13 protein-coding genes and 1 tRNA gene are annotated in these 14,801 nt (G+C 35.5%); 2 read left to right on the top strand and 12 right to left on the bottom strand.

The genetic code is table 11. From position 1 onward, the window contains the following. The first annotated feature begins 302 nt into the window (after positions 1 to 302). Positions 303 to 1,247: a COG2958 family protein gene (locus H3T80_RS08315; protein ID WP_198201384.1), complete on the top strand. Its 945-nt coding sequence runs from the start codon at positions 303 to 305 to the stop codon at positions 1,245 to 1,247. Between the two features lie 137 nt (positions 1,248 to 1,384). Here the strand turns inward: H3T80_RS08315 and H3T80_RS08320 are convergent, their stop codons facing one another. Together H3T80_RS08320 and H3T80_RS08325 are read right to left on the bottom strand one after the other, a co-directional pair. Next, positions 1,385 to 2,122, bottom strand: coding sequence for a carbonic anhydrase (locus H3T80_RS08320; RefSeq protein WP_198201385.1), 738 nt, complete (start codon positions 2,120 to 2,122; stop codon positions 1,385 to 1,387). A 228-nt stretch (positions 2,123 to 2,350) separates the two neighbouring features. Continuing rightward, positions 2,351 to 2,426 (bottom strand) — tRNA-Asn (locus tag H3T80_RS08325). A gap of 148 nt (positions 2,427 to 2,574) precedes the next feature. Between H3T80_RS08325 and H3T80_RS08330 the strand changes: the two genes are divergently transcribed. After that, entirely contained in the window at positions 2,575 to 3,147 is a 573-nt protein-coding gene (locus H3T80_RS08330; RefSeq protein ID WP_110448496.1) for a TIGR00730 family Rossman fold protein, read from the top strand. Positions 3,148 to 3,205: 58 nt separating this feature from the next. Here the strand turns inward: H3T80_RS08330 and fruA are convergent, their stop codons facing one another. The 10 genes from fruA to glnL form a co-directional block, all read right to left on the bottom strand. Continuing rightward, positions 3,206 to 4,906, bottom strand: a complete 1,701-nt coding sequence (gene fruA, locus H3T80_RS08335; RefSeq protein ID WP_198201386.1) for a PTS fructose transporter subunit IIBC — start codon at positions 4,904 to 4,906, stop codon at positions 3,206 to 3,208. An 8-nt stretch (positions 4,907 to 4,914) separates the two neighbouring features. Further along, positions 4,915 to 5,850: a 1-phosphofructokinase gene (gene fruK, locus H3T80_RS08340; protein ID WP_198201387.1), complete on the bottom strand. Its 936-nt coding sequence runs from the start codon at positions 5,848 to 5,850 to the stop codon at positions 4,915 to 4,917. 2 nt (positions 5,851 to 5,852) lie between these two features. Further along, entirely contained in the window at positions 5,853 to 7,055 is a 1,203-nt protein-coding gene (gene fruB / locus H3T80_RS08345; protein WP_198201388.1) for a fused PTS fructose transporter subunit IIA/HPr protein, read from the bottom strand. Between the two features lie 201 nt (positions 7,056 to 7,256). After that, entirely contained in the window at positions 7,257 to 8,285 is a 1,029-nt protein-coding gene (gene cra / locus H3T80_RS08350; RefSeq protein ID WP_198201389.1) for a catabolite repressor/activator, read from the bottom strand. Positions 8,286 to 8,445: 160 nt separating this feature from the next. Next, positions 8,446 to 9,201, bottom strand: coding sequence for an ABC transporter ATP-binding protein (locus H3T80_RS08355; protein WP_110448501.1), 756 nt, complete (start codon positions 9,199 to 9,201; stop codon positions 8,446 to 8,448). Beyond that, on the bottom strand, positions 9,198 to 10,169 hold the full coding sequence (locus H3T80_RS08360; protein WP_110448502.1) for an iron chelate uptake ABC transporter family permease subunit: 972 nt from the start codon (positions 10,167 to 10,169) through the stop codon (positions 9,198 to 9,200). Before H3T80_RS08360 ends, H3T80_RS08355 begins: the two co-directional genes overlap by 4 nt. After that, positions 10,159 to 11,118, bottom strand: coding sequence for an ABC transporter permease (locus tag H3T80_RS08365; protein ID WP_110448503.1), 960 nt, complete (start codon positions 11,116 to 11,118; stop codon positions 10,159 to 10,161). The genes H3T80_RS08360 and H3T80_RS08365 overlap by 11 nt, the downstream gene beginning before the upstream one ends. Before the next feature lie 9 nt (positions 11,119 to 11,127). After that, positions 11,128 to 12,084 (bottom strand): siderophore ABC transporter substrate-binding protein, encoded by a 957-nt coding sequence (locus tag H3T80_RS08370; protein ID WP_198201390.1) that lies wholly within the window; start codon positions 12,082 to 12,084, stop codon positions 11,128 to 11,130. 201 nt (positions 12,085 to 12,285) lie between these two features. Then, a complete protein-coding gene (glnG, locus tag H3T80_RS08375) occupies positions 12,286 to 13,731 on the bottom strand; it encodes a nitrogen regulation protein NR(I) (RefSeq protein ID WP_110448505.1) in 1,446 nt (481 codons plus the stop codon). A gap of 5 nt (positions 13,732 to 13,736) precedes the next feature. Continuing rightward, entirely contained in the window at positions 13,737 to 14,786 is a 1,050-nt protein-coding gene (glnL, locus tag H3T80_RS08380; protein WP_198201391.1) for a nitrogen regulation protein NR(II), read from the bottom strand. Positions 14,787 to 14,801 lie beyond the last annotated feature (15 nt).

The following is a 14,801-nucleotide window of genomic DNA, read 5'->3' on the forward strand; positions in this document are numbered from 1 at the left end:
ATACGATTTAGTTTATTGAAATAAAAAAACCTTTATTGACAAGCATTTTCATGAAAAGGTTAAGATTCCGCCAGTATACAAATTCACTACTCAGTAACACTCTTTTAATACGCTAAAACACATAAAAAAACAGTACATTATCCATTAATATCTATTTTTTTATTCATTTTTATATATAACTATCAATAATGATTATACGATTTCTTATAACTATTAAAGTTAACATTGAATTGACAGCACTAGCTAATTAAATTATATATTACGTGTATATTAATCATTATTACAAAGAGTTATTAAACATTATGTCATTAAATCTCAGGAAGACAATATTTAATCTCCTTAAACAGCAACCGCAAAAACAGTTTACCGCTAGACAATTGGCTCAGTTGATATTTATACATAATCCGCAAGCCTGTGCTGAAAAAAAACAAGCTAGTGAGCGTTTAATGACTGATGATGATGTTATTGCCCAAATTGCAGCTGAAATTGGTGCCCAGCGACCACTTTTACAAAAAAAACATCCAGAAATAAAAACCACAGAGGGGCGTCCTAAAAAGTATTACTTTTCGCAAAAATCTGATGAAGCAGAAGTACTAGACGCCGAGTATTTATCTACAAAGAAACTGCCCACACAAGCCCAAACAGAGAAGAATGGTCATAGTGAACACTCTCTCTATCCATTATTAAGTAAATATCTTTATGATGAACTTAATGTGTACTCTAAACGTATTGATGAAAAAACCTCATCAAATAGAATGGGTAAAAATGGCAATATATGGCTACATCCTGATATTGTTGGCTTAGAAGATCTCAGCTCCGATTGGGATAGCTTAGTCAAAGATTGCGTTAAACTCTATGCCGATCAACAAAGTAAACTATGGTCATTTGAAGTTAAAATATTACTTAATATGTCAAATGTTAGAGAATCATTTTTTCAAGCTGTATCTAATTCTTCATGGGCAAATTTTGGTTATTTGGTGGCTTCACAAATTACTGGTAGTGATACATTAAAAGAACTCAGAGTATTGTGCGCAGCACACGGTATTGGCGTTATTAAATTAGATGTAGATAATCCATCAGAAAGTCAAATTCTAATTCCTGCTCGAGAAAAAACTATTATTGATTGGGACTCTTGCAGTCGTCTTGCTAGAGAAAATAAAGATTTTAATAACTATATTAAGTTAGTTAAGCAGTTTTATCAAACTGGTGAAATAAAAGTTTTTGATTGGGATTATACTAATACTTAAATAAAAAAATCACTAAAAAGAGACACTAAAAAGTTATCCTCATTGTGATTAGCTATCGTTAATTGATATTTTTTTAATCAATATAACAATCGAAATTGGCTTTATAATAAATAATAAAGCCAATCAAAACTCATTTATTAATCAACAATAACTCTTCCATTTAATGGCTGTACTGGGCGGTTGTTGTTGTGATGCATGATTGAGTGGAATTTTTCAATTTGTTGTTCTGAGGCTGTTACTGGTTGTTCTAATACAATCCACCTTACACCTTCTGTACACGGTGGTGTTGTTAATGATCCACTAAAGCGATAATAATCGAGTGTTTTAGGAAATAATGTATTGATATCAACAGTTTTGTCTAAAATTGCTTTGTTATACACTTCCGCAGGCATTTGCTGCCAAGCTTTTGCAATTTCAGAATTCGCTTCACCATTATTAAACATTAATGCAACGACGGTAAGCGCACCAGCTTTATTTTTGTAAACAAAGTGAGCTTCCATTGGATAACTTTTACCTTTAATGGTATTTTCACTTGGGCTATGAAAATGGAATTGTTGTAACGTAAAGGTTTGCTCATCTAATATTAACTGATTATCCCCAGTAACATTAACCTGAATAGTGTGTCCGTTATTAATAATTTCCTGTTTACTAGGTTTAAATGAGAACTTTAAGTTTTCATGCTCTGTTTTTAATGCATGATCAATATTGATCGGTGACTGATTTTTACCATTCTCACAGGTAGAATACTCTGGTGATAATTTACCCCAGTTTTCTGGTTTTTCTTGACCTTCATATCCCCAATGAGATGAATGTCCTGAAGCGGCACAAGATAAGCTAGTTGCCATTAATACTGCAATTACTACGTTATGTTTCATGTTGATTTCACACTTTGGTATTAATTGGAGGGAGGCTGAATTATACCCTGCAAGAATAAGGCTTTCCAGCTAAAACACGCCTTATAAAAAATAATTATATATCGCTGTTCAAACATGGTTAAACGGCGAATTAATAATGTTTATGCAGATAAAAGTGATCTTGAAGTATCTATTGAATGGTAGATATAAAAAAACCTGCTATATAAGCAGGTTCTTAAAAACTGAAATTGGCTCCTCCAACAGGACTTGAACCTGTGACATACGGATTAACAGTCCGCCGTTCTACCGACTGAACTATGGAGGAACACTTAACGGACAAGATATTAACCATCTATGACGATTCTGTCAATCTCTAAAACACTAATTAGGTTTAACTGCTCAGCTTGTAAGCAAATCGAGGGAAAACTATGCTAAAATAGCGAGAAATTAGCATAACCAATAGAGTAAAATTGATGAAAAAAAATATTTGTGTGTTTTGTGGCGCAAGTGAAGGTAATCGTCCAGAATATCGTATGGCAGCAGAGCAATTAGGTATGACCATTGCCAAACATAATAGACGATTAATCTATGGTGGAGGCAATAAAGGACTAATGGGTGTTATTGCTAATGCCGTTCTCGCTCATGGTGGTGAAGTTATTGGCATTATTCCTGAGAGGTTAGTTAAAGCTGAAACTGCACACCATGGTATTACGCGTTTGGAAGTTGTTGAAAATATGCATCAACGCAAAGCAAGATTAACTGAGCTAGCTGATGGTTTTATTGCTATGCCTGGAGGCACAGGAACATTAGAAGAGCTGTTTGAGGTATGGACTGGCATGCAAATTGGTTATCATGAAAAACCAGTTGCCTTATTAAATAGCCAATTTTGGCAACCTATGCTCAATTTTTTAGAACACGCAGTACAAGAAGGCTTTATACGAGACAGTTTTTATCGGACATTGATCGTAGCAGATGTTGCTGATGAAATGTTAGAAAAGATGGATAATTTTATCCCAAAAGATTTACAGCGTTGGGTAAAAAAATAGATTAAGACAAGAATAAAAAAACGCCATCATCTGATGGCGTTTTTAGTTGCATAATGTATTATGCGCTAACTAATTCAGAAGTCTGTGCTTCAGGTTTTTTAATCAATGCGTAAGCAACACCTGCAATAACCGAACCAACAACAATTGATAGTAAATAACCACCAACTGGTTTAACTACGCCAGGGATTGCTAAAGCAAATAGACCGCCATGTGGTGTCATAAGCTCAGAACCAAATGCTAATGATAAACCACCCGTGATTGCCCCACCAATAATACAGCAAGGAATAACACGTAATGGATCACGAGCAGCGAAAGGAATTGCCCCTTCAGAAATGAAACATAAGCCTAATACTAATGAAGCTTTGCCACTTTCTTGTTCTGCTTTAGCAAATTTTTTGCGAGCGATTAAAGTTGCTAATCCCATTGCTAAAGGTGGAACCATACCACCAGCCATAACCGCTGCCATTGGTGCATATACTTGAGCCGAAATTAAGCCTGTACCAAATGCATAAGCAACTTTATTGATTGGTCCGCCCATATCAGTACACATCATACCACCTAAAACGGCACCTAAAACAACCGCATTAGCAGTACCCATAGATTTCAACCATTCAGTTAAAGCTTCCATTAGCCATGCTATCGGCGTACCAACAATAAACTGCATAACTAAGCCAGTCGCTAATGTAGCAAGTAATGGCACAATAAGAATTGGTTTTAATGCTTCAAGTGTTTTTGGTAATGGTAAATATTTAGTGATTAACATTGCTAAGTAACCGGCAAAGTAACCAATAATAATACCACCTAAGAAACCTGCACCAGTTGAAACGGCAAGTAAACCACCAACAAGCCCTGGAGCTAAACCTGGTCTATCGGCAATTGAGTAAGAAATATAACCAGCAAGTAAAGGTACCATGAGCGAGAATGCAAGCCCACCTATTTGTGCTAAATGAGATTCACCTACCAGTTTTTGTACGCCATCAACCATTTCAAATGAACCAAAAGCAAACGATAAAGCAATGATTAATCCACCTGCAACTACCATTGGTAACATGTAAGATACACCAGTTAATAGATGCTTATAGACACCTTTCTTTTCGTTACTTGATTTTGTTGTTGAAGCAGAACTAGTTGGTTGATAGATTGTAGCTTCGTTAAAAGCTCTGTCTAATTCTTGTGCAGTTTTTTTAAGGGCTGGACCGGTTTTAGTTCGGTACATTTTTTTACCTGCAAACTTACTTAAATCAACATCAATATCACATGCTACAATCACTACATCAGCTGCAGCGATTTCTTCTGGTGTTAATTCATTACCAACACCAACCGAACCACGAGTTTCAACTTTACACCACCAGCCACGTTTTTTCGCTTCTTCTTCAATCGCTTCAGCAGCCATAAATGTATGAGCAACACCAGTTGGACAAGCGGTTACCGCAACAATACGTTTTTGTCCGTTATTTGCTGCTGATACAGATGCAGAACTAGCAGATTGTTCATAAACAGTTGCTTTAAGTTTTGCATTATTTAAGATTTTTTTAGGATCAGCAAAAATTTCATTGAGATCACTTACCACATAAACTCTTTTGCCAATCACTGATTTATCGCTGATATTTCCATCACCAACCGAAATAATCGTATCGGCTGATGTCGCATTATCAACAACTTTGAAATTTAATGAATTAGCGGCTAACGCTAATTCCGCTTTAGCTAAACGGCCATTAACTGGGCCTGAATTACTTCCTTCAACAATATATATATTCATGAATACTCCTATCCCGCAATTATTTCAATTTTTTCCGACATGTTGGTAACCGCTTGACGGTCTGATACCCCAACACCGGCTTGTTCAACTGATAAAGCGGCAACACTTGATGCAAATACTAAGGTGTCTTTAATTGATTGGTTAGTTAATAAACCATACATTAAACCACCGACCATTGAATCACCAGCACCAACCGTGCTAACCACCTTACATTTAGGCGGTTTGGCTAACCATGCTTCATGTTTAGTAACCCATAAAGCACCTTTACTTCCTAGTGAAATTACTACGTTTTCTACGCCACCATCGATAAGCTCCATAGCAGCAGTTTTGATTTCTGATAATGTAGTTAGTTTTCTACCAACCCACATTTCGAGTTCTTTATCATTCGGTTTAATTAACCATGGATTAGCTTTAAGCCCAGCATCTAAAGCATCACGGCTACTGTCAAACACAACTTTAGGACAAATTGCTTTTACTTGTTTCATCCACTCAGTAAATTTTTCAAGAGATACGCCTGCAGGTAAACTGCCACTAATGGCAACCATATCAATCTCTTTCAACCATTCCAATGAAGTAGTCACAAATGTTTGCCAATCTTGCTCGCTAATAGTAAAACCAGAAAAATTAAGATCAGTAACTTCACTGTTTTCTTCGGTTAATTTAACATTAATACGAGTACGGCCTTCGACGGTTTGGAATTTATCAGTAACATTTAATGATTCAAACAGTAAATTAAAACCATCTCGATTTTCTTTACCTAAAAAACCACCAACGGTTAATTTAATACCTAAGTCAGATAAAACTTTAGCAACATTGATACCTTTACCTGCTGGCAGTAAAGCATTAGTTTGCACTAAATTAACATCACCTAACTCAACTTTAGGGCAAAAACCTAATAGATCATAAGCAGGATTTAAGGTAATAGTCGCAACACGATAAGTCATGATTAAACACCCTCACCTAAGCCACTTTCAATAGCTTTACCTATTGCATCTAATACTTGCTCTGCATCATCACCTACAGCAGTAAAGCGTAATCGACTACCTTTTTTAGCACCTAATGCCACAATTTTCATTAAACTGGTAGCACTTACAGGTTCATTTTTACCATCGATATTGGCAACGGTGACTTTGCTATTAAATTCTTTTACTAATTTAACTAGCACCGATGAAGGGCGAGTATGCAATCCATTTTCATTAGGAATGACAAATTCTCTGCTTAGCTCACCATTAGATCCAACACTTTCTGACGAAGCACTTGATGTTGTAGATTGAGTTTCTGCTCGTTGAGATGAAACTGACTGCGAACCTGATAATAAAATATTGCTGAAATCATCGCTATTTGCAGCGATTAGTAAGTTTAATTTTTGATTGTAAGCTAAGGTAGCAATGTTATTTACAATAGCTGTAACATTATCATCAACCGCTGAAATAGTGATTAGAAGTTTAACTGGCTTACCGTCTTGATTTAGCTCACTTACTGTACGACTAATCGCAATTGCATTTTTTAAATTACCTTCACGGCTGTCATTTAACCATACGCCGTCACCCAAATAATTCGGTGTATTATCAAGGACGTTAGTAATAAAGCTAGCATTAACAGCATTTTGTTGTTTTAATCGTGATGCATTTAAAGCTTGTAAAGTAGCCAAACTGTCAGCTTGAATATTTAATAATAATGTAGATTCATTAATAACAAATTGACTATCTTCTAAACTCTCTTTACCAGTTAAAATAGCGAGAGCTTCATCGGCTGATTGAATATTCTTGATTCTTTCTTCAACACCATCAGCACCAAGTACGTGAGTTAATTGACGAAGTAATTCTAAGTGTTCATCAGAACTTGCCGCAATACCGATGGCAAGATAGGCTTTTTCATCATCATCTCCCCATTCTACACCTTCAGGGAAACAGAAAACTTGAACACCCGTTTTTTTAACTAAGTGACGAGTTTTAGGCGTACCATGAGGTATAGCAATACCAATACCTAAATAAGTTGCCGCCTGACCTTCACGCTCAAGCATACCATCAACATATCCTTCACCGACAAAGCCGGCACTAGTTAATGCAGCTGCAATTTTCTTAATTGCTTCCGTTTTATTGGTTGCTTGTTCATTTAAATGAATATCTTCTTTAACTAAATGAAACATAAAATAAATACCTCTGGGTTATAATGTTGGGTCAACTAAAAACAACTCAGCAATCCCACAATAGTTCGTTATTGAATCATATTGAATCGTTTCAGCAATAATGAATATAAACTGGCTAATTATCAAATAAATTATATCTATTAATTCCTAAAGTGTGATCTAGATCGTTTTTTTGAGGAAAATAATTGTCGATATGACGACTTAAATTGACTTTTTAGCAATACTTTTTCGACTCAGGCTACCTCGATAAATTAAGCGTCGAGGAATAACTGTAGTTCCTGGCTGATAGTTTTTATTATGTAAACTATCAAATAATAGTTTAATGGTTACTTCTGATATCGCTTTATGATCTTGTGATAACGCAATCATTTTGCAAGGTAAAAAATTAAGTAACTCATTATCACCAAAAGTGGCTATAGTTAGATTTTCTGGCAGATGATCAAACTTTTTCAAAATTGCATCAATTGTGCCTTGTAACAAAGAAAAAGAAGTAGAAAAAATACCATCTGGTAAATCATTATATTCTAACCATTGACTAAAGGTAGCCTCAGCGTCGCGACGACTATAATTATTTGCACATAAAAAATCAACTTTATTGCTACTATTTAATGCAATTTCCTTAAAGCCTTCCATACGTTGCTGGCTAACGGATAGATTGGGTAAGGCACCAATATAAACTACTGTGCCATTGACTAACTGATCAAATGCTTTAGCTAGCATTTTTGAATCTTCTTTATCCGCACCAACAACATTCCTAAACTCTGATACAGATAATGTTCTATCTAATGCGAACAGAGGGATATCACTATTTCGCCAACCATCATAAAATGCATAATCTGATTCAGCAACAAATGACGAAGAGATCACCAACGCATCCACTCGTCGCTGTTTTAAATGCCGAACACACTCTTTTTCAATTTTCGGATCATCTTCAGAACAAGAGAGGAGTAATTGATAACCTTCTTTTTTTACTAATTGCTCTAAATAACTAGCAATTCGGGTATAACTGATATTTTCGAAATCAGGAATAATGATACCAATAGTGCGAGTTTTACCCGCTCTTAATCCGGCAGCTACTGCGTTGGGTTGATAATTGTATTCATTTACCACCGCCATCACCTTTGCAATGGTTTTATCACTAACCCGATATTGTTTGGCTTTACCATTAACCACATAACTCGCTGTGGTTCTCGATACGCCAGCTAACAATGCAATCTGCTCTAATTTCATGACTAAATCTCAAAAAAAACTACTTATTATTTAACAAGAACATAAATTAAATGTAAACAAAAGTTATACTCTTTATAAATAAGTTATAATAATTAAACGCTAGAAATAAAAAAAGGATTTAGCTATTCTCTAAATCCTTGTAGTTAAGGAAAATTAGATACTAATAATAAATAGCAATATTTTGATTATGAATATTTTCTATTTTGACTGGTGTATCAAAAATTTCCTCTAATATCGTTGAATCCATAATTTGTTTAGGGCTGCCTTGATAAACCAATTGGCCATCTTTCATCGCTAAAATATAATCGGAATAGACTGAAGCAAAGTTAATGTCATGAATAACAATCACAATGGTTTTCCCCAGTTCATCAGCAGCTCGCCTTAGCTGTTTCATCATAGCAACCGCATGTTTCATATCAAGGTTATTTAATGGTTCATCCAGTAATACATATTCAGTATCCTGACAAAGTACCATTGCCACATAAGCACGCTGCCGTTGCCCGCCTGACAGTTCATCTAAAAATCTATCTTTATATTCAGTTAGATTTAAAAATTCTAGGGCACGATTAATATGGACTAAATCATCTTTATTTAATCGGCCTTTTGAATAAGGATAACGGCCAAATCCAACCAATTCAAACACAGTCAATCGACTGGTAAAACGGTTCTCTTGTCTTAACACAGATAGATAGGTCGCAAGTTTATCACTAGGCGTATTAACCACATCCATATTCTGAATTTTTACTTGTCCCTCATCGGCAAGTAATAGACGGCTAATAATTGATAATAAGGTTGATTTGCCCGCACCATTTGGACCAATGATCGCCGTAATACCACCTTGAGGTATGGTTGCTTTCACATTTTTTAATACAGGTATGGTTTGATACTTTTTACTAATATTATCAATTTCTATCACATCGGAACCTTTTTCAATAATAAGAAGATAAACAATGAACCACCAATAAACTCAATGACTATCGATAATGCGCCCACCATATTTAGGACCCGTTCTAAAAACATCTGTCCACCAACAAGAAAAATCACGCCTAATAAAAACGCTGTCGGTAATAAAAAACGATGCTGGCTAGAGCCACTAATACTATAAGCTAAATTAGCAATAAGTAGACCTAGGAATGTGAAAGGCCCAACTAACGCGGTTGATATTGAAACTAATACCGAAACGAGTAATAGAATGATAGTGACACTTTTCTGATAATCGACCCCAAGATTAATGGCATTATCCCGTCCTAAAGCTAATACATCAAATCGAAAGCGCATTCGCCATAAAAACAGGCCAATAATTGAGGCAATGACTAATGAAAATACGATTAAGACAGGTTCTGCTCGGGTAAATGTTGCAAAAATACGGCTTTGCAAAACAGCGAATTCCGTTGGCGTCATTAATCGTTGTAATAAATTGGAGAAACTACGAAATAGTGTTCCTAAAATAATGCCAATTAATAAAACCAAATGAAGGTTTTGTTTAAGTTTGGTAAATAATCCTCGATACAGAAATAGAGAAAATAAAATTAATAATGATGATTCGAAGATAAATTTACCCACAATACCAATATAAGGAATACCTTGCGCATCAATAAAAAATATTACAACTGTTTGAATCAATACAAACAAAGATTCAAATCCCATTATCGAAGGGGTTAAAATTCGATTATTAGTAACAGTCTGAAAAAGCAAAGTCGACGTTGCAGCTGAAAAAGCGACTAAAATCATCGTTAAAACAATCCAAGCACGATGAGTCAATATATAACTAATATTGCCTTTTAAATTGAATGTCATGAAAAAAATGACACAAAATAGCGCAATACCTAGTAATATCAGTACAGTATTTCGACTTGAAATAAAGCGTTTTTGATTAACCAGCATGACGTTTTTTACTCAACAATACTAAAAATATGACAGCTCCGACTACACCAAGGATTACACTAACTGGAATTTCGAAGGGGTAGCGAATAACTCGTCCAATAATATCACAGAGTAAAACCAAACCACTGCCTAGTAGACAGATCCACGGAATAGTTTTACGAACATTATCGCCAAACAATAAACTCACAATATTAGGAACAATTAAGCCCAAAAATGGCAGTACACCTACCACCACAACGACAATCCCACCAATAAGTGCAATGACAATCAGGCCTGTTAACATTACTCTATTATAATTAAGTCCGACATTGACGGAAAAGTCCCGCCCTAATCCAGCGACAGTAAAACGATCGGCGCTCCAACAGGCAAGTAAGGTAATACCACCAACTAACCACAATAGTTCATAGCGACCTTGCAAAATGCCAGAAAAATCACCTGATTCCCAACCACCTAGTGATTGTAATAAATCAAAATACATGGCAAAAAAAGTACAAATTGCACTGATTACTGCACCAAGCATAATCCCAATAAGTGGTACCATTAAGGCAGATTTAAAGATGATTTTACGTGAGATAAACATAAACAACATCGTGCCAGCCATTGCAAATAAACTTGCCACTACCATTTTCGTCATTACCGTTGCGCCAGGAGCAAATACCATCATGACTAATAGCCCAAGACTCGCAGACTGGGTTGTCCCCACTAACGAAGGTTCAACAAACCGATTTTGCGTAAGTAATTGCATAATTAAGCCGGCAACACTCATAGCACTACCAGCTAATATTAATGCAACTGTTCTAGGAACACGGCTAACAAAAAAGATTTGTCGCATATTACTATCTGACCAAAGATCGGCCAACGTCACATGCCCAGCACCAATAAACAGACTTAATGCAGCCATTGCTATTAAAAGAGCAATGCCTGCAATAAAATAAACCGTTTTTGTCATAACTTATGATTAGTTGGCTGATGTTTTTTGTAAAACATCACTTATTTGGTCGATTAATTGACTATAAGTTTGAATACCGCCAGAGATATACATTGAAGTTGAATCTAAATAAACAATATGATTTTGTTGCCATGCATCAGTTTTTTGAATTAATTCGTTATTTAGAACTTGTTGTGCTGATTGAGCTTCTTTATTACCAATTGCATTGTCTCTATCTAATACAAATAACCATTGTGGATTAACACTTAATACAAATTCAGAAGTTACTGCATTACCATGACGGCCAGCTTCTTGGAAGGTTGTTGCAGGTTTGAAACCTAATACATCAAAGATAAAACCAAAACGGGATTTAGGGCCATAAGCAGACATTTTACCACCATTAACCATAATCACTAAGGCAGTTCCTGCTGTATCTGTTTTAGGTTTTAGTGTTTCAATTTTTTGGTTAAAATCAGCAATTAATTTTTTAGCTTCTGCTTGTTTACCAAAAATATCGCCTAACTGTTCAGTACGCTCGGTTAAGCTAGCTACAAAATTATTAGGATCAATATCAAGCGAAATAGTTGGTGCTATATCACTTAATTTTTTATAAACATCATTGGCACGGCCACCTGCGATAATCACATCAGGTTGTAATGAACTTAACACTTCATAATTTGGCTCAAATAAAGTACCAACATTGGTATAAGCTTTATCAGCATACTTTGATAAGAATTCAGGGAAATGTACATCTGATTGTGGAACACCAGTTACAGGAATATTTAATGCATCAATAATATCCAGTGTCGCTGTGTTATAAACTACCACTTTTTTCGGGTTTTCAGGAATATCTGTTTTACCTTGAGCATGTTCAACAGCTATAGTTTTATTAGCTACTGGTGCTTCTTGTTTTTTATCGTCACAGCCAGCTAATACAAATAAAGCGGCTATTAATACTAAAAATTTAACTTTGATAGATGAATACATTGTAACTCCTAGTTATTAGCTTAGTCCAAAAGCGAATGTATGATAAATAGAATAATTATCATTTGCATTCGATTGTAACTAAAAATAAATAAGTGTTCAATGAACTTTAAGCAAACAGTAAAATAATAATAAATAAATTGGTAAAAACATTAGATGATAACATTATGACTTATTGCCGAAAAAATCGGCATGCTATCATAATCAATTATCATCTGATAATTCTTTGAGTTTTCTCGTTAAAGTATTTCGTCCCCAGCCAAGCAGATTAGCCGCATCTTGCTTATGTCCGCGAGTAAAATTAAGCGCACACCTCAATAAAATTCTTTCGACATCAATCACTGTTTGCGTCAAAATTCCGGTTTGACCAGCTAATAAGGCTTGTTTAGCCCACTGTTCTAACAGTTTTTTCCAATCGGTTTCTGGTAATATCTGATTGGTTACATTGGTAGTAACCTCATAATTAGCTGAGGCATCAGAAGCCGATAATTGTAATAGTTCTGGTGGTAAATCTTGTACATAAACTTCATTATTGGACGACATTACTGTTACCCAACGACAAACATTTTCTAGTTGCCTTACATTACCCGGCCAATTGAACAGACATAAAAGATTGAGAGCATCAAGGCTTAGCACTTTACTTTCAACACCTAATTCTTTGGCAGTGGTCCGTAAAAAATGTTCAGCTAATTTAGGTATATCTTGCGCTCTATCACGTAATGGTGGTAATAAAATTCGAATCACATTTAGCCGATGAAACAAATCTTCTCTAAATTTACCTTCCTTTACTCTAGCTTGTAAATCTTGATGCGTAGCGGCAATAATACGTACATCAACTTTTACAGGTGAATAACCACCTATCCGATAAAATTGACCATCAGCAAGAACTCTTAATAATCGAGTTTGCACATCCAATGGCATATCACCAATTTCATCTAAAAATAGCGTTCCACCGTTAGCTTGTTCAAATCGACCATGCCTTATTTGAGCAGCTCCAGTAAATGCCCCTTTTTCATGCCCAAATAGTTCCGATTCAATCAGATCTTTAGGAATAGCAGCCATATTTAGTGCAATAAATGGTGACTGTGAGCGAGGGCTATGAGTATGCAACGCTTTAGCTACTAACTCTTTACCCGTTCCTGATTCACCATTAATAAGTACGCTGATAGATGATTTAGAGAGTCGTCCAATAATACGAAACACTTCTTGCATGGCGGGTGCTTCACCAATAATACCTGTAGAAGCTTTGCTAGTAGAGGAATTATTAGGTTTATTACTTTGACTTTGTAAAATAGCCCGCTCAACTAATTGAATTACTTCATCGACATCGAAAGGTTTAGGAATATAATCATAAGCTCCCTTTTGATAAGCATTCACTGCAGCATCAAGGTCTGAATGAGCAGTCATAATAATCACCGGTAAATTAGGCATTTGCTCTTTGATATAATTAAGCAAAGATAACCCATCAATACCTGGCATTTTAATATCGGATAATAATACTGCTGGCTTCTGAGGATGATTAACTAAAGCATCAATCACTTCTTGACCGCTCGAAAAACTGATGCAGTTAAAATGAGCATTAGTAAGCGCTTTCTCTAAAACCCATCTAATCGAACTATCATCATCAACAATCCAAACATTCATCGTCATTAACCTCATTGTTTGATTGGTAAATAGATAGAAAACTCAGTATGACCAGGCCAACTATTAAATTCAATCTTTCCATTATGCTGGTCAATAATATTATGGGCAATCGACAAGCCAATGCCGGTACCTCCTTCATAACCACTAACCATTGGGTAAAATAATGTATCTTGAATATGCACGGGCACTCCAGGGCCATTATCTTCAATATCGATACGCGCACAAAGTCGGTAACGTTGACCATGCAAGGTAACTTGAAATGCTGTTCGAGTCCTGATCTTAATACAACCAGATTTCGTACCAATTGCCTGTAAAGCATTACGAACAATATTTAAAACCACTTGTTCAATCTGTTCTGAATCGTGAGTGAATTCAGGCAAACTAGGATCATAATCACGGATAATCTCAACATTTAGCTGTTTTTCTAAACATAAAAGCGCATAGATCCGTTCGATAGCTTGATGTATATTCTGTTGTTTCTGTTGTAACCGCTGTTGAGGACCTAATAATCTATCAACTAAATTTCTTAACCTATCAGCCTGCTCAATGATAATTTTTGTATAATCTTGCAAATCATTGTTAGGTAGCTCTCGTGACAATAATTGCGCCGCTCCTCTTAGTCCACCAAGCGGATTTTTAATTTCATGAGCAAGTCCGCGCACTAATTCGCGGGCAGCATTTTGTTGAGCTTGTTGTAGTTGTTCTTGACTCAACTTTTTATGACTATTTAATGGTGCCATTTCGATAAGTACATGACCATTAGCCAGCAATTGTGCGGTTAATGATAAAATATGTAATTCATTGTTTATGACTAAATTAACTTCGCTATCGGTAAATCCTTGATTCTGATCTAATGCATTTTGCATCAACTCAAGGTCGAGGGAAAAATAACCTAATAAGTCAGGAAAATAACTATCTAATATTTTTTTCGAACTTTGAGCAAGTAACTGCTGTGCCGCGGTATTGGCATAAAGAATATTGAGTTTTTTATCGAGTAATAAAATATTGGTAATCATTGAGTCGAGAACAAGATTTGCATCAGATTCATTATCAAATGTCATCGTTGGCTCTCCGTT

Source organism: Gilliamella sp. W8145 (assembly GCF_016101145.1).
Classification (GTDB): Bacteria; Pseudomonadota; Gammaproteobacteria; order Enterobacterales; family Orbaceae; genus Gilliamella; species Gilliamella apis_A.